General features: G+C 71.6%; 14 protein-coding genes. 7 read left to right on the top strand and 7 right to left on the bottom strand.

Features of this window, described 5'->3' with window-relative positions; genetic code table 11:
- Nucleotides 1-81 precede the first annotated feature (81 nt).
- A complete protein-coding gene (locus D1781_RS05090) occupies nucleotides 82-1,086 on the top strand; it encodes a LacI family DNA-binding transcriptional regulator (protein WP_119481141.1) in 1,005 nt (334 codons plus the stop codon).
- A 194-nt stretch (nucleotides 1,087-1,280) separates the two neighbouring features.
- On the opposite strand, the gene mmsB is transcribed toward D1781_RS05090, so the two are convergent.
- The 6 genes from mmsB to D1781_RS05060 all read right to left on the bottom strand — a co-directional run bounded on the left by mmsB (nucleotide 1,281) and on the right by D1781_RS05060 (nucleotide 8,888).
- Nucleotides 1,281-2,516 carry a multiple monosaccharide ABC transporter permease gene (gene mmsB, locus D1781_RS05085; protein WP_119481140.1) on the bottom strand — a complete coding sequence of 412 codons (1,236 nt, stop codon included), beginning with the start codon at nucleotides 2,514-2,516 and terminating at the stop codon, nucleotides 1,281-1,283.
- Nucleotides 2,513-4,054 carry a multiple monosaccharide ABC transporter ATP-binding protein gene (mmsA, locus tag D1781_RS05080; protein ID WP_119481139.1) on the bottom strand — a complete coding sequence of 514 codons (1,542 nt, stop codon included), beginning with the start codon at nucleotides 4,052-4,054 and terminating at the stop codon, nucleotides 2,513-2,515. Before mmsA ends, mmsB begins: the two co-directional genes overlap by 4 nt.
- A gap of 105 nt (nucleotides 4,055-4,159) precedes the next feature.
- On the bottom strand, nucleotides 4,160-5,287 hold the full coding sequence (gene chvE / locus D1781_RS05075; protein ID WP_325048786.1) for a multiple monosaccharide ABC transporter substrate-binding protein: 1,128 nt from the start codon (nucleotides 5,285-5,287) through the stop codon (nucleotides 4,160-4,162).
- A gap of 373 nt (nucleotides 5,288-5,660) precedes the next feature.
- On the bottom strand, nucleotides 5,661-6,956 hold the full coding sequence (locus tag D1781_RS05070) for a sugar ABC transporter permease (RefSeq protein WP_119481138.1): 1,296 nt from the start codon (nucleotides 6,954-6,956) through the stop codon (nucleotides 5,661-5,663).
- Nucleotides 6,953-7,717 carry an ATP-binding cassette domain-containing protein gene (locus tag D1781_RS05065; protein ID WP_119481137.1) on the bottom strand — a complete coding sequence of 255 codons (765 nt, stop codon included), beginning with the start codon at nucleotides 7,715-7,717 and terminating at the stop codon, nucleotides 6,953-6,955. The genes D1781_RS05070 and D1781_RS05065 overlap by 4 nt, the downstream gene beginning before the upstream one ends.
- Nucleotides 7,718-7,829: 112 nt before the next feature.
- Nucleotides 7,830-8,888 (bottom strand): sugar ABC transporter substrate-binding protein, encoded by a 1,059-nt coding sequence (locus tag D1781_RS05060; RefSeq protein WP_119481136.1) that lies wholly within the window; start codon nucleotides 8,886-8,888, stop codon nucleotides 7,830-7,832.
- 216 nt (nucleotides 8,889-9,104) lie between these two features.
- Between D1781_RS05060 and yicI the strand changes: the two genes are divergently transcribed.
- Genes yicI through D1781_RS05040 form a run of 4 tightly spaced genes read left to right on the top strand, consistent with a single transcriptional unit; the run spans nucleotide 9,105 to nucleotide 15,768 of the window.
- Nucleotides 9,105-11,432: an alpha-xylosidase gene (yicI, locus tag D1781_RS05055; protein ID WP_119481135.1), complete on the top strand. Its 2,328-nt coding sequence runs from the start codon at nucleotides 9,105-9,107 to the stop codon at nucleotides 11,430-11,432.
- A 57-nt stretch (nucleotides 11,433-11,489) separates the two neighbouring features.
- Entirely contained in the window at nucleotides 11,490-12,866 is a 1,377-nt protein-coding gene (locus tag D1781_RS05050; RefSeq protein WP_199706390.1) for a glycoside hydrolase family 5 protein, read from the top strand.
- Complete coding sequence (locus D1781_RS05045) at nucleotides 12,863-13,975, top strand: zinc-binding dehydrogenase (RefSeq protein ID WP_119481134.1); 1,113 nt, start codon at nucleotides 12,863-12,865, stop codon at nucleotides 13,973-13,975. The genes D1781_RS05050 and D1781_RS05045 overlap by 4 nt, the downstream gene beginning before the upstream one ends.
- 11 nt (nucleotides 13,976-13,986) lie before the next feature.
- Entirely contained in the window at nucleotides 13,987-15,768 is a 1,782-nt protein-coding gene (locus tag D1781_RS05040) for a dihydroxy-acid dehydratase (protein ID WP_119481133.1), read from the top strand.
- Between the two features lie 222 nt (nucleotides 15,769-15,990).
- On the opposite strand, the gene D1781_RS05035 is transcribed toward D1781_RS05040, so the two are convergent.
- Nucleotides 15,991-17,091, bottom strand: coding sequence for an endo-1,4-beta-xylanase (locus D1781_RS05035; RefSeq protein WP_119481132.1), 1,101 nt, complete (start codon nucleotides 17,089-17,091; stop codon nucleotides 15,991-15,993).
- Between the two features lie 216 nt (nucleotides 17,092-17,307).
- Between D1781_RS05035 and D1781_RS05030 the strand changes: the two genes are divergently transcribed.
- Nucleotides 17,308-18,189, top strand: a complete 882-nt coding sequence (locus tag D1781_RS05030; protein ID WP_233551014.1) for a fumarylacetoacetate hydrolase family protein — start codon at nucleotides 17,308-17,310, stop codon at nucleotides 18,187-18,189.
- The gene (locus D1781_RS05025) at nucleotides 18,186-19,637 is read left to right on the top strand and encodes an aldehyde dehydrogenase (NADP(+)) (protein ID WP_119481130.1); all 1,452 of its coding nucleotides are present in this window, start codon (nucleotides 18,186-18,188) and stop codon (nucleotides 19,635-19,637) included. Before D1781_RS05030 ends, D1781_RS05025 begins: the two co-directional genes overlap by 4 nt.
- Nucleotides 19,638-19,813: the final 176 nt, after the last annotated feature.

The following is a 19,813-nucleotide window of genomic DNA, read 5'->3' as shown; positions in this document are numbered from 1 at the left end:
TATTGCCGCGCGGGGCCGCTCCCCTCCGCGCGGTCGCGATAGCCTGGCCGCTGTTCGTCGCGCGACCGATGGAGGCGCAGGATGTCGACCCCCACGCGGGCGCCGCGCGCGGCATCGATCCGCGACGTGGCGCGCATCGCCGGGGTCTCGCACCAGACCGTCTCCCGCGTGCTGAACAACCACGTCAGCATCCGCGAGGAGACCCGCGACCGGGTCCTCGCCGCGATGGCGGAGCTGCAGTACCGGCCGAGCGCCGCCGCCCGCGCGCTCAGCACGAGCCGGACGCGGACCATCGGGGTGCTCGCCTCCACCCGGGCGCAGTACGGGCCCGCCCGGAGCATCCAGGCGATCGAGCAGGCGGCGCGGGAGCGCGGCTGGTTCGTCACGTCGTCCTCCGTCGCGGAGCCCGACGAGTCCTCCCTGCGGGACGCGCTCGCGAACCTGTTCGACCAGGACATCGAGGCCCTCGTCGTGATCGCGCCGCAGCAGCGCGTGTTCGACACGATCGCGGACCTGGCGCCGCGCGTGCCGTACATCACGCTCCGCGCGCTCGGGCCGGGCGACGCGTCCGCGCTCCGCGTCGACGAGATCGCGGGCGCCCGCATCGCGACCCGGCACCTGATCGACCTCGGGCACCGGTCCATCGGCCACCTCGCCGGTCCGCGCGACTGGATCGAGGCGGAGGCGCGGATGCAGGGCTTCCTGCAGGAGCTGAACGCGCAGGACCTGCCGGTGACCGTGCCGGTGCTCGGCGACTGGACCGCCGACTTCGGCTACCGCGCGGGCCTGCAGCTGCTCCAGTGGCGGGACGTGACCGCCTGGTTCTGCAGCAACGACGCGATGGCGATCGGCCTCATGCACGCCGCGCGCGACCTCGGCGTCGACGTGCCCGGCGAGTTGTCGATCATCGGCTACGACGACGTGCCGGAGGCCGCGCACCTGTGGCCGCCGCTCACGACCGTGCGCCAGGACTTCGCGGAGCTGGGCCGGCGCTGCATCACCGCGCTGCTCGGCGAGGCGCCGGCGGAGACCCCGATGGTCCCGGAGCTCGTCCTCCGCGGCTCGACGGCGGCCCCGCGCGGCTGAGCCGCGGAGCTCGCTCCACCCCGCGAACCACGCCTCGCCCGCTCCCGCTGGTCGAGGTGCGAGCGCCAGCGAGCCTCGAGACCACCCCGCGGGTCCTGATCTCGAGGCTCGCTTCGCTCGCACCTCGATCGACGGGGTGGGACGACGGAGGGCCCCGCCGTCCGGCGGGGCCCTCCGTGCGCGTGCGAGCGGGGTCAGCGACCGCCGCTGCGGCGCTTGTTGTAGATGTCGAACGCGACCGCGGCGAGCAGCACGAGGCCCTTGATGACCTGCTGCACGTCGATGCCGACGTTCAGGATCGACATGCCGTTGTTCAGGATGCCGATGATCAGACCACCGATGATCGCGCCGGGCACCGTGCCGATGCCGCCGGTCACCGCCGCGCCGCCGATGAAGACGGCGGAGATGGCGTCGAGCTCGAAGCCGTTGCCGTTCACCGGGCTCGCGAGGTTCAGCTGCGCCGTGAAGACGAGGCCGCCGAGCGCCGCGATGACGCCCATGTTCACGAACAGCAGGAACGTGGTCCGCTTCGTCTTCACGCCGGAGAGCTGCGCCGCGGCGAGGTTGCCGCCGATGGCGTAGATGTGGCGGCCGAAGACGGTGCGCCCCATGACCAGCGTGTAGACGACGACGAGCGCGCCGAGGATCAGCAGCACGATCGGGGTGCCGTTGTAGCTGGCGAGCAGCACGGTGACGAGCAGCACGAGCCCGACGGTGAAGACGAGCTTGACGAGGAACCACACGAGCGGCTCGTCCTCGAGGTCGTACTTGCGGCGGATGCTGCGCTGGCGGAGCTGCGTGATCACGATCGCGATCGACGCGAGCGCGCCGAGGATCATCGTCAGCGGCTCGTAGCCGGTCGTGCCGAAGGCGGGCAGGAAGCCGGAGCCGATCGCGCGGAACCCGTCCGGGAAGGGCGAGATCTGCGTGCCGCCGAGCACGACCTGCGCGAGGCCGCGGAACAGCAGCATGCCGGCCAGGGTGACGATGAACGCCGGGATGCCGAAGTAGGCGATCCAGAAGCCCTGCCAGGCGCCGACGACGGCGCCGAGCACGAGGCAGAGCACGATCGCGACGGGCCACGGGATGCCCATGCGCGTGATCATCACGCCGGCGACGGCACCGACGAACGCGACCACGGACCCGACCGACAGGTCGATGTGGCCCGCGATGATCACCATGACCATGCCCACCGCGAGGATGAGGATGTAGCTGTTCTGGTTGATCAGGTTGGAGACGTTGTCCGGCTGCAGCGTGACGCCGCCCGTGGTGATCTGGAAGAACAGCACGATGACGATCAGCGCGAGGAACAGGCCGGTCTGGCTCAGCTGGCTGCGCAGGTAGCGCAGCGCGCGGCCCACGGGGTTGCCCTGCGGCGGCGTCGGCACGGGCGCGGCGCCGCGCTGCTCGGGGGTGAGGGTGCTGGTCATGCTTCCGTGGTCTCCCGGTAGGTGGTCATGTACTGCATCAGGTGCTCCGGCGTGGCCTCGGCCCGCGGCACGTCCGCGGTGATGTGGCCCTCGCTGAGCGTGTAGATCCGGTCGCAGATGCCGAGCAGCTCGGGCAGCTCGGAGGAGATGACGATGACGCCCTTCCCCTGGTCGGCGAGGCGGTTGATGATCGTGTAGATCTCGTACTTCGCGCCGACGTCGATGCCGCGGGTGGGCTCGTCGAGGATCAGCACGTCGGGGTCGCTGTACATCCACTTGGACAGCACGACCTTCTGCTGGTTGCCGCCGGAGAGCTTGCCCGTGATCGCGGCGACCGTGGGCGCCTTGATGTTCATGCTCTTCCGGTACTCGTTGGCGACCGTGGTCTCCTTGTTCCCGTTGACGACGCCCCACGTGGCGAGCTTGCCGAGGGCGGAGCCGGAGATGTTCCGCTTGATGTCGTCGATCAGGTTGAGGCCGTAGCGCTTGCGGTCCTCCGTCGCGTAGGCGAGGCCGTTCTCGACGGCCTGCGCGACGGTGTTGACCTTGATCTCGCGGCCGCGCTTGTACACGTGGCCGGAGATGTTGGAGCCGTAGGAGTGGCCGAAGACGCTCATCGCGAGCTCGGTGCGGCCGGCGCCCATGAGGCCCGCGATGCCGACGATCTCGCCCGCGCGCACCACGAGGTTCGCGTCGAAGACGACCTGGCGGCTGCGGTCGATCGGGTGGAAGACGTTCCAGCCCTCGATGCGCAGCAGCTCCTCGCCGATGTGCGGCTCGTGGTCCGGGTAGCGGCTCTCGAGGTCGCGGCCGACCATCCCCTTGATGATCCGCTCCTCGGACACCTCGCCCGCCTTCAGGTCGAGCGTCTCGATGGTGCGGCCGTCGCGGATGATCGTGACCTTGTCCGCGATCGCCTCGATCTCGTTCAGCTTGTGGCTGATGATGATCGAGGTGATGCCCTCCTCGCGGAGCTGGGAGATCAGGCCGAGCAGGTGGGCGGAGTCGTCGTCGTTCAGGGCGGCGGTCGGCTCGTCGAGGATGAGCAGCTTGACCTCCTTGGAGAGCGCCTTCGCGATCTCCACGAGCTGCTGCTTGCCGACGCCGATGTCGACGATCTTCGTGATCGGGTTGTCCTTCAGGCCGACCCGGCGGAGCAGCTTGCCCGCCTCGAGGTTCGTCCGGTTCCAGTCGATGAGACCGCCGCGGGACTGCTCGTTGCCGAGGTAGATGTTCTCCGCGATCGAGAGGTAGGGGCTGAGGGCCAGCTCCTGGTGGATGATCACGACGCCTGCGGCCTCGGAGTCGTTGATCGAGCGGAACTCGACCGGCGACCCCTCGAGCAGGATCTGGCCGTCGAAGCTGCCGGCGGGGTAGACCCCGGAGAGCACCTTCATCAGGGTCGACTTGCCGGCCCCGTTCTCGCCGCAGATCGCGTGGACGGTGCCGCGCTCGACCTGCAGGGTGACGTCCTGCAGCGCCTTGACACCGGGGAAGGTCTTCGTGATGCCGCGCATCTCGAGGATCGTGTCGGCCATGCCGCTCCTCTTCCTACTGCTTCATGACGTGCCGAGGGCGCCCCCGCCGGCCCGGCCGCCCGAGGGCGGGACCGGGCCGGCGGGAGCGCCGCGGCGGTGTGGGGACTACTTGAGGTCGGAGGCCGAGTAGTAGCCGCTGTCGACGAGGACCTTCTCGTAGTTGTCCTTCGTCACGACGACCGGCTGGAACAGGTAGGACGGGACGACCTTGACCTTGTTGTTGTAGCTCTTGGTGTCGTTGACCTCGGGGGTCTTGCCCGTGAGCAGGTCGTTCGCCATCTTCACGGACTCGTCCGCCAGCTGACGGGTGTCCTTGTAGATGGTCGAGTACTGCTGGCCGGCGATGATCGACTTGACGCTCGGGATCTCCGCGTCCTGACCGGTGATGATCGGGAGCTTCGTGCCGGAGCCGCCGTAGCCCGCACCCGTGAGCGCGGAGATGATGCCGATCGAGATGCCGTCGTACGGGGACAGGATGCCCTGCACCTTGTCACCGCTCGAGTAGGACTTCGCGATGATGTTCTGCATGCGCTGCTTGGCGCGGTTCGCGTCCCACTGCTGGGTCGCGACCTGCTGGAACGACGTCTGACCGCTCTTGATGACGATGGTCTTGTCGTCGATGTAGGGCTTCAGGGTGTCCATCGCGCCGTTGAAGAAGAACGTCGCGTTGTTGTCGTCGGCCGAGCCGGCGAAGAGCTCGACGTTGATCGGGCCCTTCTTGTCCGTCTTCTTGCCGTCCGCGTCCACGAGGCCGAGGCCCGTGAGGAGGCTGGTGGCCTGGTCGACGCCGACCTTGTAGTTGTCGAACGTCGTGTAGTAGTCGACGTTCTTGTTGCCGTTGATCAGGCGGTCGTAGGCGATGACCTTGACGCCCTTCTTGCCGGCGGTGTCGAGCTGGTCGGACAGCGCGGTGCCGTCGATCGACGCGATGATCAGGACCTTCGCGCCCTTGGTGATGTCGTTCGACACCTGCTGGACCTGCGTCGGGATGTTGTCGTTCGCGTAGTCGAGCTGGACCTTGTAGCCGAGCTTCTCGAGGCCCGCCTTGACGGCGTCGCCGTCGTGGATCCAGCGGGTCGAGGTCTTGTTGGGCATGAGGACGCCGACGAGGGCGCCCTTGTTGTCGGTGCTCCCGGAGGCGGCGGAGTCGCTGCCGCGGCCGCCGGAGCAGGCCGCGAGGGAGAAGGCCATGCCGACGGCGACGGCGCCGACGGCCAGCTTCTTGAACTTCACTGTTGTTCCCTATCTGTCCTGCGCGGACGTCATCGTGTCGCTCGTGGTGCGAGGGACCCGGGTCGAACGGGCGCGGACGCGCGGGTTCGAGCTCGGATGGTGCGGGAGGCGCCGCCCCGGCGGTGGCACGGACGGGCGGCCGGTGGATCCGGTCCGGCCAGAGGCCGACCGACGCCCTCGTCGCCGTTCGTGTGACACCGTGTGAACGGTCACATCCGAGGGGAGATGATCGTCCGAGAAGTCGGTCAGGTCAAGTTCACCGGGGCGCGTGGCGCGCATCGTGACGCGCTCGTTATGAGCGCTCACTCCCTGCGCACGGAAGAGGGCCGCCCGTGCACCGGACGGCCCTCCCCCTGCGGCTGCGCCGACCCGATCAGGTCCTCGCGAGCGAGGCGCCCGAGCGCTTGCGCGACAGGGCATCGACCGTGGCGGCGAGCACGAGCACGCCGCCGGTGATCAGCAGGTTGATGCCGCCCGGGAGGGCGAGCAGGCCGAGGCCGTTCGTGATCATCGAGATGAGGATCGCGCCGACGGCCGCCTGGACGAGGCGGCCGCGGCCGCCGAACAGGCTCACGCCGCCGACGACGGCCGCCGCGACGCCGTTCAGCACGATGGTCGAGCCGAAGCTCGAGCCGACCGTGCCGACGCGGCTGGCGGTGAAGAGGCCGGAGACGATCGCGAGCGTCGAGCAGATCATGAACGCCGAGATGCGGATCGCCGCGACGTTGATGCCGGCGCGACGGGCCGCCTCCGGGTTGCCGCCCACCGCGTAGAGGTGGAGGCCGAACCGGGTGCGGTCGAGCACCTGCGTGCCGATCCAGATGATCGCCAGGGTGATCGGCACGACGATCGGCACGCCCTCGACGGGCACGACCGAGACGGACCGGTTCTGGTTCAGCAGCAGCACGAAGATCAGCGACGCGACCGCGACGACCGCGACGCGGATCCACAGCAGGCCGAGCGGCCGGACGGGCACGCCCGCCTTCAGCCGGCGGCCGCGGTCGTAGTAGGCGCTGCCGATCGACACGAGCACGATGACGGCCCACATGACCCAGCCCGCCCACTGCGGCAGGTTGTTGTTCATGATCGCCAGCACCTCGGGCGACTGGATCCGGTAGGTGTTGCCGTCGCCGAGCATGACGAGCAGCAGACCGGGCAGGCCGAGGAACAGGCCCAGCGTGACGACGAACGACGGGATGCCGACCTTCGCCACGAAGTACCCGATGAACGTGCCGATCGCGAGGCCGACGAGCAGGCCGACCAGCAGCGCCGCGGCCCAGTTCCAGTCCGCGAGGCTGTTCAGCAGCACGAACGCCGCCATGCCGACGCCGGCCGTGACGCCCGCGGAGAGGTCGATCTCGCCGAGCAGGATCACGAAGACCAGCGCGATCGCGAGCACCGCGAGGGACGCGGACTGCGTGAAGAGGTTCGCGATGTTCAGCCGCGTCAGGAAGAACGGGCTGAGCGCCGAGAACAGGATCGTCAGGACGATGAGGCCGGCGATGGCGGGCAGCATGCCCATCTCGCCGCTCCGCACCCGGGAGACGTACGCCTTGACCTGGTCGCCGATGCCGCCCTCGTAGCCGGTCGCGATGCCGGGAGGGGTCGCCCCGCCGGCGACGTCGAGCGCCGTCGCGAGCGACGGGTCGGTGCCCTTCGTGGTGGTCATCGGGCCGCTCCTTCGAGGTCGGGCTCGTACGTCTTCAGGCCCGTGATGTAGCCGATGACGTCGTTGTTGTTCGTCTTCGCGGTCTCGACCTGGGCGACCATCGTGCCGAGGTAGAGCACGTTGATGTGGTCGGCGACCTGGAACACGTCGGCGAGGTTGTGGCTGATGATCAGCACGCCCACGCCGGCGTCCGCGAGGCGCCGGACCAGCGCGAGGACCTGCGCGGTCTGCGCGACGCCGAGGGCGGCGGTCGGCTCGTCGAGGATGACGACCCGGGCCTCCTGCAGCACGGCGCGGGCGATCGCGACCGTCTGACGCTGACCGCCGGAGAGCGAGGACACCTTCTGCCGCACCGACTTCATGGTGCGGACGGAGAGGGAGCCGAGCGTCGCGGACGCCTTCTTCTCCATCTCGCCGTTGCTGAGCATCCCGTGCTCGCGCTCCTCGCGGCCCAGGAACATGTTCTGGACGATGTCGAGGTTCTCGCAGAGCGCGAGGTCCTGGTACACGACCTCGATGCCGTGGCGGGAGGCCTCCTTCGGCGAGCCGAGGTGGACCGGCGCCCCGTCGACGAGGACCTCGCCGGAGTCGTAGGGCTGCACGCCCGCGAGCCCCTTGATCAGGGTCGACTTGCCGGCGCCGTTGTCGCCGACGAGGGCGCTGACCTGGCCCGGGTAGATCTTGAGGTTGACGCCCTTCAGGACCTCGACCGGGCCGAAGCCCTTCCGGATGTCCTTGAGCTCGATGATCGGGGCGGCCATGCCCCCTCCTTCCGCGTCCGCCGCGGGTGCGGCGGTTCGATCCGGCCGATGTCGGACGGACCGAGGTCCCCGCGCCCGATCCAGGGCGCGGGGACCACGGTCCGGACGGGGACTACTTGATGCCGGCCTTGTCGCAGGCGGCGGCGACGTCGCCCTTGCAGATGTCGGCGGCGGTCGCGTTGCCGTCGGAGATGACCTTCTTGATGCCCTCGGCGTCGGTCACGAGGATCGGCGTCTCGTTGAAGAAGGGCACGCCGTTGACCTCGGACGGGGCCTTCGGCTTCTGGCCCTGCAGCAGGCTGACGGCCAGCTTGCCGGCCTCGTCGGCCTCGAGCTGGAACGGCTTGTAGACCGTGCCGGTCTGCTTGCCGAGCAGGATGTTCTGCAGGCCGGCGATCGAGGCGTCCTGACCGGAGACCGGGACCTTCTTGCCGTTCTTGTCGAGGATGGCGATCACGCTGGCGGCGTTCGCGTCGTTCGCGACCCACACGGCGTCCACGTTCCCCTTGAGGGCGGTGTAGGCCTGCTCGAAGTTCGTGCCGGACTTGTCGGCGTCCCACGTGCCCTTGGGCTCGAAGGCCGGCTTGATGCCCGCGGCGGACATGACCTTGTCGGCGCCGTCGTGGAAGAACTTCGCGTTACCGTCGGTCGGGTCGCCGCCCATGTAGACGACCTTCGCCGTCTTCGGGTCCTTCTTCTCGGCCTTGAGGCCGTCGACGATCAGCTGGCCCTCGAGCTGGCCGACCTTGTCGTTGTCGAAGGAGACGTAGTAGTCCGCGCCGGCGATCGGGCGGTCGTAGGCGATGACCGGGATGCCCTGGCCCTTCGCCTTGGTCAGGACCTGCGCGCCCGCACCGTTCAGGTCGACGAGCAGCATCACGCCGCAGCCCTTGCTGAGCTGCTGGTCCGCGATGGTGGCGTACTTCTCGGTGTCGTTCTGCGCGTTCTGGATGTCCGCGGAGAAGCCGGCGCTCTGGAGCGCCTTCTGCAGCGCGGGACGGTCGCCCGACTCCCAGCGGGGGGACGACTCGGTGTCCGGCAGGATGACGCAGGCGCGCTTGCCGGCGGCGTTCGTGGCACCGCCGGAGGCGGAGCCGCCGTCCGAGCTGCCGGGTCCGGCTGCGGAACACCCTGCGAGGGCGAGGGTCGAGATGACGGCGACCGTCGCCATCCCCAGGATCGTGCTCTTCAAGGCTTCGTTACCTTTCTCCAAGCGGGGCGGGGGCCTCCGCGTCCTCGACGTCGAGAACTCGCAGACTGTATCCAGGTTGCGGTGCCGCCCTTGTGACCCGTCACATAACGATGCAGTAACAACGGTTCGCGGCGGCTGACGTGGAAGGCTGTGGCGCGACACGGGCCGCTGCGGCGCGGCCCGGGAAGGTGCGGCGTGCGATTCACCGACGGCTTCTGGCTGATGCGCCCCGGCGTCGAGGCCCACTACGCCCGGGAGGCGTACGAGGCCCGGGTCCGGGACGACGCGCTCGTCGTCACCGCACCGACGAAGGCGATCCGCACCCGCGGGGACACGCTGAACCTGCCCGTCCTCACCGTGACGGTCGCGCCGCACATCCCCGGCGTGGTCCGCGTGCGCATCGAGCACCACACCGGCGGCGGCGAGCCCGTCCGCTTCGAGACCGCCCCGCGATCAGGTGGTTCGGTCACGGTGGAGCCCGACGGCACCGGCGTCGTGACGAGCGGCGGCCTCGAGGCGCGGGTGACCCCGGGCGAGCCCTGGAACCTCGAGTTCCGCGCCGGCGGCCGGCGGCTCACCGGCAGCGGCCACCGGTCGCAGGCGTGGATCCGGCTCGCGCCGGACGCGCAGGTCGACCCGCCGCCGGTGGAGCTGGGGCTCGGGCGGACGTACGTGCACGAGCAGCTCGACCTCGGCGTCGGCACGCTCGTCTACGGCCTCGGCGAGCGCTTCGGCCCGCTCGTGAAGAACGGGCAGACCGTCGAGATCTGGAACGCGGACGGCGGCACCTCCAGCGAGCAGGCGTACAAGGGCGTGCCGTTCTACCTGACCGACGCGGGCTACGGCGTGTTCGTCGACGAGCCCGGCCACGTCTCCTTCGAGGTCGGCTCGGAGGCGGTGCAGCGGGCGCAGTTCTCCGTCGAGGGCGAGTCCCTCCAGTACTTCGTCATCGCGGGCGAGACGCCGGCGGCGATCCTCGAGCGGTACACGGCGCTCACCGGCCGCCCGGTCGAGGTGCCCGCCTGGAGCTACGGCACCTGGCTCACCACGAGCTTCACCACCGACTACGACGAGGCGACCGTGACGTCGTTCCTCGACGGCATGCGCGACCGGGACCTGCCCCTGTCGGTCTTCCACTTCGACTGCTTCTGGATGCGCGAGTTCCAGTGGACCGACTTCCTCTGGGACGAGCGGGTGTTCCCCGACCCGGAGGGGATGCTCGCGCGGCTGCACGAGCGGGGCCTCAAGGTGTCGCTCTGGATCAACCCGTACATCGCGCAGGCCTCCCCCGCGTTCGCCGAGGCGGCCGCCGCCGGCCACCTCCTCCGCCGCCCCGACGGGTCCGTGTGGCAGTGGGACCTGTGGCAGGCCGGCATGGGCGTCGTCGACTTCACGAGCGACGCGGCGGTCGCGTGGTTCCAGGAGAAGCTGCGCGTCCTGCTCCGCCAGGGCGTCGACGCCCTGAAGACCGACTTCGGCGAGCGGATCCCCGTCGACGTCGTGTACGCCGACGGCAGCGACCCGCGCCGCATGCACAACCTGTACGCGGAGCGCTACAACGCGGCCGTGCACGAGGTGCTCGAGCAGGAGCGCCCGGGCGAGGCCGTGCTGTTCGCCCGGTCGGCGACCGCCGGCGGCCAGCGGCACCCGGTGCACTGGGGCGGCGACTCCACCTCGACCTTCGCGTCGATGGCGGAGACGCTGCGCGGCGGCCTGTCCCTGTCGCTGTCGGGCTTCGGGTTCTGGAGCCACGACATCGGCGGCTTCGAGGGCACGCCCGCCGCGGACGTGTTCAAGCGGTGGGTCGCGTTCGGCCTGCTGTCGAGCCACAGCCGCTTCCACGGCTCGGACTCCTACCGGGTGCCGTGGCTCTTCGACGACGGCGACGAGGCCGACCCCGAGAGCGCCACCTCCGTCACGCGGCGGTTCGCGAGGCTGAAGAACCGCCTCTCCCCCTACCTGCTCGCCGCGGGTCGCGAGGCGGCCGAGACCGGCACGCCCGTCATGCGCCCGATGGTGCTCGCGTTCCCCGGGGACCCGACGGCGCGGCCGCTCGACCGGCAGTACCTGCTCGGCCCGGACCTCCTGGTCGCCCCCGTGTTCTCCGCGGAGGGCGACGTCGAGCTCTACCTGCCCGCCGGCACGTGGACGCAGCTGCTCACCGGCGAGCGCGTCACCGGGCCGGTGTGGCGGCGCGAGCGCCACGGCTTCGACTCGCTGCCCGTGTACGTGCGGGAGGGCGCGGTGCTGCCGATCGGCGAGCGGGACGACCGGCCCGACACGGACCACCTCGACGGGCTCGTGCTCGTCGCCTTCCCGGGCGGCGACGAGGTGCGCGAGGTGCGGGTCGGCGACGCGGTCCTCACCGTCGAGACGACCGACGAGGAGGTCCACGCGACGGGCCCCGAGGGCCGGTGGTCGCTGCGCGTCGGCGGCGCGCAGCAGGCGGCCGAGGCCGGCTCCGCGCACCTGCGCCGCACCGCCGAGCCCGCGCCGGGCGACGTGCTGCCGGAGGCGCGCTAACCTGGCGACGAAACAGCACCACGGCTGGTGCGAAAGTTTCGTGACGAGGGGGTCACCGTGCCGAACGCGCTGCAGCCGATCCGCACCGACGGATCGCGGTTCGTCACGCCGGATGGGGCGACCGTGCTGCTGCGCGGCGTCTGCCTCGGCGGCTGGCTGAACATGGAGAACTTCATCACGGGGTACTCCGCGAACGAGTCCCTGATGCGCCGCACGGTCGCGGAGCGCATCGGCCACGACCGCGCCGAGCGCTTCTTCGACCGCCTCCTCACGCGGTTCTTCGGCGAGGAGGACGCCGCGTTCCTCGCCGAGCAGGGCTTCACCGTGGTGCGGATCGCGGTCGGCTACCAGCGCCTCGAGGACGACGCGCGGCCGTTCGAGCTGCGCCCCGACGCCTTCGCGCACCTCGACCGGGCGATCGACGCGCTCGCGGCGCACGGCGTGTACTCGATCGTCGACCTGCACGCCCTCCCCGGGTCGCAGAACCAGCACTGGCACTCGGACAACGAGACGCATCGCGCGGAGTTCTGGCGGCACCCGCACTTCCAGGACCGGGTCGTGCACCTCTGGCGCGCGATCGCCGAGCACTACCGCGGGAACCCGGCGGTGGCCGGCTACAACCTGCTGAACGAGCCCGCGGACGAGACGCGCGCGGTCGTCGGTCCCTTCTACCGGCGCCTCGTCGCCGCGATCCGTGAGGTCGACCCCGACCACACCGTCTTCCTCGACGGCAACACGTACGCCACCGAGTTCGACCTCTTCGACGAGGACCCGTTCGACAACGCCGTCTTCACGCTGCACGACTACGTGCCCGCGGGCCTCGGCCGCAGCGACACGTACACGGCCGAGGAGGCGCGGGCGAAGTTCCTGCAGCGCTCGGCCTACGCGCGCTCGACCGGCACCCCGATCCTGATCGGCGAGTTCGGGCCGATCTACACGGGCGACGAGCAGCAGGACGCGCTGCGGCGCCGGATCCTCGACGACCAGCTCGCGCTCTACGACGAGTTCGAGGCGAGCTGGGCGCTCTGGATGTACAAGGACCTCGGGCGGCAGGGGCTCGTCTCGGTGCGCGAGGACACCCCGTACCGCCGCCGGTTCGACGCCTTCGTCGCGAAGAAGCGGCGGCTCGGCGTGGACCAGTGGGGCTCCGACGGGATCGATCCGGTCGAGGTCACCCGGCCGGTCCAGGAGCTCGTCGCGCAGGAGTTCCCCGACTTCGACCCGTACCCGTGGGGCCGCGTCGACTTCGTGCGGACCCTGCTGAACAACATCCTGCTCGCGCAGCCCATGGCCCACGAGTACGCCGACCTGTTCCGCGGCCTCGGCGACGACGAGCTCGACGCGCTCGCCGACTCGTTCGCGTTCGCCTCCTGCGAGGTGCGGACGCCGCTGCGCGACCGGCTCGTCGCCTCCCTCCCCGGGGCCCGCGCATGAGGGCCGCGGTGCTGCGGGCCGCGGGCGAGCCGCTCGCGATCGAGGACGTCGAGCTCGACGCGCCGGGCCCCGGCGAGGTGCTCGTGCGCATCGAGGCCGCGGGCGTCTGCCACAGCGACCTCCACTACATGACGGGCGACCTGCCCGCGCGGCTGCCGATCGTCGTGGGCCACGAAGGCGCCGGCATCGTGGAGGCGCTCGGGCCGGGCGCCGGCGACCGCGTCGCGATCGGCGACCGGGTCGCGCTGCTCTGGCGGCCGCGCTGCGGCGAGTGCGACGCGTGCGTCCGCGGCAACCCCGTGCTCTGCCGGTACGGCCGCGTGTTCGCGCAGACGAACGGCCTCTTCGACGGCACGACCCGCCTGCACGCGCCCGACGGGCACGGCGGCGACGAGCGGATCCACCACCTGATGGGCGTCTCCTGCTTCGCGGAGCGGGTCGTCGTCTCGGAGACCAGCGTCACGCGGGTACCGGACGGGGTGCCGCCCGAGGTCGCCGCGATCGCCGCGTGCGCCGTCATCACCGGCGTCGGCGCGGTGCTGAACGCCGTGCACTCCCCCGGCGGACGGCCGATCGGGATCATCGGCGCGGGCGGCGTCGGGCTCGCGGCCGTGATGGGCGCGCGCCTCGCGGGCGCCGAGCCGATCATCGCGATCGACCTCGACCCGGCGAAGCTCGCGCTCGCGCAGCGGTTCGGCGCGACGCACGTGATCGACGCCGGGAACGAGGACGTGGTCGCGCGGGTGGCCGAGCTGACGGACGGCGGCGCGCCGTGGATGATCGACGCGGTCGGCGCGCCGGCGACGATGCAGCAGGGCGTCGCCGCGCTGGCTCCCGAGGGCACGCTCGTCGCGATCGGCCTGTCGCGCGCCGACGCGACCTTCCCGGTGCCGATCAACGAGCTCGTGCAGCGGCAGAAGCGGATCGTCGGGTCGCTCTACGGCTCGAGCAACCCGCGGGTCGACCTGCCGCGGATCTTCGCGCTGTACCTCGCCGGGCGGCTGCCGCTCGACGAGCTGATCGGCACGCGCCGACCGCTGGACCAGGTCAACGAGGCGTACGCGGAGCTGCGGCAGGGCGCCGCGGGGCGCGGCATCCTGGTGCCGTAGGAGGGGATCACATGGTTGCGGAGAACATCGGCGGCGGATCGCGGGAGCGGCTGCGGAGCGACGAGTGGTACGGGTACGGCGACGGGGACGGCCGCGACGGCTACATCCACCGCGCGTGGATGCGGCGGGGCTACCCGGAGGACGCGTTCGACGGGAAGCGGCCGCAGATCGCGATCGCGAACACGGCGAGCGACCTGACGCCCTGCAACATGCACCTCGACGAGGTGATGCAGTCGGTGAAGCTCGGGGTCGCCGAGGCCGGCGGGATCGGGCTCGACCTGCCGGTCGTGTCCCTCGGCGAGACGCTCGTCAAGCCGACCGCGATGCTCTGGCGCAACATGGCCGCGATGGCGATGGAGGAGATGTTCCGCGCCAACCCGATCGACGGGCTCGTCCTGCTCGGCGGGTGCGACAAGACCATCCCGGCGCTGCTCATGGCCGCCGCGTCGGTCGGCATCCCCGCCGTGGTCGTGCCGGGCGGCCCGATGATGAACGGGATGTTCCGCGGCAAGCGGATGGGCTGCGGCACCGGCACCTGGCAGCTGAGCGAGGAGGTGCGGGCCGGCACCCTGTCGAAGGAGGCGTTCCTCGCCTCCGACCGCTCCATGATCCGCAGCAAGGGCCACTGCAACACGATGGGCACCGCCTCGACGATGGCGGTCATGGCCGAGGCGCTCGGCATGACCATCCCGGGCCTCGCGGGCACGCCCGCGCCCGACGCCCGCCTCCTCGAGGGCTCCCAGGCGACCGGCCGGCTGATCGTCGACATGGTGCACCAGGGCCGGACGATCGGCGACGTCATCACCCGCGGCTCCCTGCTGAACGCGATCACGGCGATCGCCGCGTGCGGCGGGTCGACGAACGCCGTCATCCACCTGATGGCGATCGCCGGGCGGCTCGGCATCGAGCTGACGCTCGACGACTTCGACGAGGTCGGGGCGCGCGTGCCGCTGCTCGTGAACCTGCAGCCGTCCGGCGCCTACCTCATGGAGGACCTCTACAACGCGGGCGGCCTGCTGGCCGTGCTCGCGGAGGTGAAGGACCTGCTCGACCCGGCGCCGATCACCGTCACGGGCCGGCCGCTCGTCGACTACCTCGACGACCGGGCGATCTGGAACACGGAGGTCATCGCACCCCGGGACGCGCCGCTCATCTCCGCCGCGAGCGACGACACCGCGGGCGCCGGCATCGCCGTGCTGCGCGGGAACCTCGCGCCGAACGGCGCGATCATCAAGCCGTCCGCCGCGTCCCCGCACCTGATGCAGCACCGCGGGAAGGCCGTCGTGTTCGACTCGATCGAGGACTTCCACGCCCGCGTGGACGACCCGGACCTCGACGTCACGCCGGACTCGGTGCTGATCCTCCGCGGCTGCGGCCCGATGGGCTATCCGGGCATGCCCGAGGTCGCGAACCTGCCGCTGCCGCAGAAGATCCTGCAGCAGGGCGTGCGCGACATGGTGCGCATCAGCGACGGCCGCATGTCCGGCACCGCCTACGGCACGGTCGTGCTGCACGTGGCGCCGGAGGCCGCGGCCGCCGGCAGCGTGCTCGCGCTCGTGCACGACGGCGACGAGATCGTGCTCGACGTGGCGAACCGCTCGATCGTGCTCGACGTGCCGGAGGAGGAGCTCGCCCGCCGCACGCCCTCCCCCGCCCTCGTCGAGGGCTACGCGAAGGCGACCCGCGGCTGGGAGCGGCTCTACATCGAGCACGTGCAGGGCGCCGACACGGGCGCGGACCTCGACTTCCTGGTCGGCGCGAGCGGCGGCGAGGTCTCCCGCGAGTCCCACTGACCCCACTGACGCCGTCTGCGCTCGCACCTCCCCCGCCGGTCGAGGTGCGAGCGCAGCGCGCCTCGAGACCACCGACGACGACACTTGCGCGCCGCAGTCCCAGTTGCGCCGGAGCGCTCCCGGACAACTGCGACTGGAGCGCGCAGCTCCGCCCCGCCCCTGCCGAGCGCAGCGGGCCTCGAGACCGGCCGGTCCCGAGGCCCGCGGGGCGCGAGCCGCCGCTCAGCGGCGGTGCGGAACGCCCTTCGCCGTGCGGAGCACGGTCTGCAGGGCGGTGTACTGCGGCTTCGCGACGAGGTTCTCGTCGTAGAGGTCGGCCGCGCCCTCACCGGGGAAGACGCCGGGGATCCACGAGTACTCGTCCCCGAAGCCCCACACCGTGTACGAGATGCAGGCCTTGACCAGCAGGCAGGCCTGCAGCGTCTCGCTGTAGCCGGCGTTCTGCGCCGACTGCTCGACCGGGGTCACCGGCAGGGTGGTGCGCACGTCGACCTCGGTCTCCGCGGTCTTCAGCCCGAGCTTCGCGAACTTCTTCATCGTGGTCTCGAGGTCCGGGATGCCGTACTGCGTGTCGAGGTGCGTCTGGAAGCCGACGCCGTCGATCGGCACGCCCTTCTTCTTCAGGCCCTTCACCAGCGCGTAGGCGGCGTCCTGCTTCGGGCCGCCGTACTCGATGTTGTAGTCGTTGTAGAAGAGGAGCGCCTTCGGGTCGGCCTCGTGGGCCCACCGGAACGCCTTCTCGATGTAGCTCGGGCCGATCTTCTGCAGCCAGAGGCTGTTGCGCAGCGTCCCGTCCTCCTCGAACGCCTCGTTGACGACGTCCCACTGCCAGATCCGGCCCTTGAAGTGCGTCACCTCGTCGATGACGTGCTGCTTCAGGATCGCGGTGGCCTGCTTCTTCGTCAGGCTCGGCCCGAGCTCCACCAGCCACTGGGGCAGCTGGTTGTACCAGACGAGCGTGTGGCCGCGGACGAGCTGGTGGTTCTTCTTCGCGAAGCGGATCAGCTCGTCGGCGTCGGCGTAGTCGAACTGCCCCCGCTGCGGCTCGACCGCGTCCCACTTCATGACGTTCTCGGGCGTGACGGAGCTGAACTGCCTCGCGGCGATCCGGTCGTAGCGGGCGTTCGACCCGAGCTCGTCGGTGTTGATGGCGGTGCCGATGCGGAGGCCGGTCGGCTGGGCGAGGGCGCGCAGCGTTGTGCGGCCGGTGCCCTCGGTGGCGGCGGAGGCGTTCATCGCGCCTCCTGCTGCGAGGGCGACGGCGAGCACCGCGGCGGCGGAGACGGCGGCGGAGCGCCGCGCGAGGGGTGGGCGGAAGGACATGGACGTGCTCCTAGCGGTGGTCGACTTCATCGTGACCGGGGCCGGCGCCGGCGGCGGTTGACCAGAAGGAGAAACGTTTTCCATAGCCCCTGTCAACGGTTTCGATCGGGTTTCGAAGGACGCGCCGGAGCCGCCCGGCACCGGGTGCGCACTCGGGGAGGATGCGCCAGGCTTGAGGTGCCCGCGCGATGCCGCCGGGCGGATCGGAGGAACCCCGTGAGTCCCGCTGACGTGCCCCAGGGCGCGATCCGGCACGTCCTGACCGCCGACGGCGACCGGTGGGTCGTGCGCCGCGACGGGGAGGACCGGCTCATCGAGGGGGGCCTCGCGGACCTGCTGGCGCTGCCGCTCGACGAGGCGCGGGCGCGGCTCGACGCGGCGACGCCGACCGACGCCGGCACGGGCGTCGCCGCCCCGGTCGACCTGCAGGAGGTCTGGGCAGCGGGCGTGACCTACGAGCGCAGCCGCGACGAGCGGATGGCCGAGTCGACGGAGGCGTCGATCTACGACCGCGTGTACGTCGCCGAGCGGCCGGAGGTGTTCTTCAAGGCGCCCGCGGGCCGCGTCGTCGCGCCCGGCGAGCCCGTCGGCATCCGCGTCGACTCCGACTGGGACGTGCCGGAGCCCGAGCTCGGCCTGGTCTTCACGAGCCGCGGCGAGCTCTTCGGGTACGTGCCCGGCAACGACATGTCGAGCCGCTCCATCGAGGGCGACAACCCGCTGTACCTGCCGCAGGCGAAGGTCTACGAGGCCGCCTGCGCGCTCGGCCCCGCCATCGTCCCGGCCTGGGAGGTCGAGGGCCCGTTCGACATCCGGCTCGAGATCGAGCGCGACGGCGCGACGGCGTTCGAGGGCACGACGTCGACCTCGACGATCACCCGGACCGCCGAGGACCTCGGCGCGTGGCTGTTCGCCGCGATGCCGTTCCCGGCGGGCGCCGTGCTGCTGACCGGCACGGGCATCGTCCCGCCCGAGTCGTTCACGCTCGCCGCCGGCGACGTCGTCCGCGTGACGATCGACCGCGTCGGCGTGCTGGAGAACCCCGTCCGCGAGGTCGGCACCGACCTGCGCGGCCGCGCCGCTGGAGGAGCCCGATGACCGACACCGCCCCGGACGAGCTCGACCGCCTGCTCGACGACGCCGTCGCCGCGGCCGCGGTGCTGAAGGGCCGCCCGCCGGCCGAGCGCGCGGGCTGGCTGCGCGCCGCCGCGGACGCGCTCGACGGCGCCGCCGACCGCCTCCTGCCGCTCGCGCGCCAGGAGAGCCGGCTGCCGCTGCCGCGCCTCACCGGCGAGCTGAAGCGGACCACGTTCCAGCTGCGGCTCTTCGCCGACGAGGTCGACGCGGGCGCCTACCTCCACGCCGTGGTCGACCACGCCGACCCCGACTGGGGCATGGGCCCGCGGCCGGACCTCCGGCGCGTGCTCGTGCCGCTCGGCCCCGTCGCGGTGTGGGCCGCGAGCAACTTCCCGTTCGCGTTCTCGGTCGCGGGCGGCGACACCGCCTCCGCCCTCGCCGCCGGCTGCCCGGTCGTGCTCGTCGCGCACCCGGGGCACCCGGAGCTGTCCCGCGCGACCGCGGCGGTGCTCGTCGCGGCCCTCGAGGGCGCGGGCGCCCCCTCCGGGATCTTCGCCGTCGTGGAGGGCCAGGAGACCGGCCGCGCCCTCATCCAGGACCCGCGGGTCGCGGCGGGCGCCTTCACGGGCTCGCTGCGCGGCGGCCGCGCGCTGTTCGACCTGGCGAGCGGCCGCGAGGTGCCGATCCCGTTCTACGGCGAGCTCGGCAGCACGAACCCGGCGTTCGTGACGGCGGCGGCCGTCGCCGCGCGGGGCGAGGAGATCGCGGCGGGCTTCGCCGGCTCGATGTCGCTCGGCGTCGGCCAGTTCTGCACCAAGCCCGGCCTGCTGTTCGTGCCGGCCGACTCCCCCGTGCCCGGCCTCGTCGCCGAGCGCCTCCGCGAGGTCGCCGGCGCGCCGATGCTGAACGACCGGATCCGCTCCGGGTACGAGTCCGCGCTGAGGACGCTCGCGTCGCACGAGGTCGTGGAGGTGCTCGAGGGCACGGTCGACCCGGCGGACGACCCGGCACCCGTGCTGCTGCGCACGAGCGCCGCCGAGGTCCTCGCGGACCCGCGACCCCTGACCGCCGAGGTCTTCGGCCCCGCCGCGCTCGTGGTCGAGTACCGGGACGACGAGGAGCTCCTCGCTGCCGCTCGGGTGCTCGAGGGGCAGCTGACCGCGACCGTGCAGGGCGAGCCGGACGACCAGGTCGTGCCGGCACTGCTCGAGGTGCTGACCGAGCGCGCGGGTCGCGTGCTCTGGGGCGGCTGGCCGACGGGCGTCTCGGTGACGTACGCGCAGCAGCACGGCGGCCCCTACCCGGCGACGACCGCCGTCGGCACGACGAGCGTCGGCACCGCGGCGATCGAGCGCTTCCTCCGCCCCGTGGCCTACCAGGACCTCCCCGAGGCGCTGCTGCCGGAGCCCCTCCAGGACGCGAACCCGTGGCGCGTCCCGCAGCGCGTGGACGGCGTCCAGCACCCCTGACCCGCACGTTCGCGGATCCGCACTTCCTCCGCGGATCCGCAGTTCTCGGCCGACACGCCGCTCCGAGCACCGCTCGGGACGGCGTGTCGGCCGATTTCTGCGGATCCGCGTCATCGCCGAGCCCGCGATCGCTCCCTCCCCACGCGGTGGAGGTGCGCGACGGGCTCGACCCGCGG

It is taken from the genome of Amnibacterium setariae, from assembly GCF_003581425.1.
Taxonomy (GTDB): domain Bacteria; phylum Actinomycetota; class Actinomycetes; order Actinomycetales; family Microbacteriaceae; genus Amnibacterium; species Amnibacterium setariae.
The sequence above is the reverse complement of the archived record's forward strand: the minus strand, read 5'-3'. Positions and strand labels throughout refer to the sequence as shown.

What these genes read in the sequence shown, in the direction of transcription:
- D1781_RS05090 (WP_119481141.1), top strand. Translation starts at nt 82, where the DNA reads ATGTCGACCCCCACGCGGGCGCCGCGCGCGGCATCGATCCGCGACGTG.
- mmsB (WP_119481140.1), bottom strand. Translation starts at nt 2,516, where the DNA reads ATGACCAGCACCCTCACCCCCGAGCAGCGCGGCGCCGCGCCCGTGCCG.
- mmsA (WP_119481139.1), bottom strand. Translation starts at nt 4,054, where the DNA reads ATGGCCGACACGATCCTCGAGATGCGCGGCATCACGAAGACCTTCCCC.
- D1781_RS05070 (WP_119481138.1), bottom strand. Translation starts at nt 6,956, where the DNA reads ATGACCACCACGAAGGGCACCGACCCGTCGCTCGCGACGGCGCTCGAC.
- D1781_RS05065 (WP_119481137.1), bottom strand. Translation starts at nt 7,717, where the DNA reads ATGGCCGCCCCGATCATCGAGCTCAAGGACATCCGGAAGGGCTTCGGC.
- D1781_RS05060 (WP_119481136.1), bottom strand. Translation starts at nt 8,888, where the DNA reads ATGGCGACGGTCGCCGTCATCTCGACCCTCGCCCTCGCAGGGTGTTCC.
- D1781_RS05045 (WP_119481134.1), top strand. Translation starts at nt 12,863, where the DNA reads ATGAGGGCCGCGGTGCTGCGGGCCGCGGGCGAGCCGCTCGCGATCGAG.
- D1781_RS05040 (WP_119481133.1), top strand. Translation starts at nt 13,987, where the DNA reads ATGGTTGCGGAGAACATCGGCGGCGGATCGCGGGAGCGGCTGCGGAGC.
- D1781_RS05035 (WP_119481132.1), bottom strand. Translation starts at nt 17,091, where the DNA reads ATGTCCTTCCGCCCACCCCTCGCGCGGCGCTCCGCCGCCGTCTCCGCC.
- D1781_RS05025 (WP_119481130.1), top strand. Translation starts at nt 18,186, where the DNA reads ATGACCGACACCGCCCCGGACGAGCTCGACCGCCTGCTCGACGACGCC.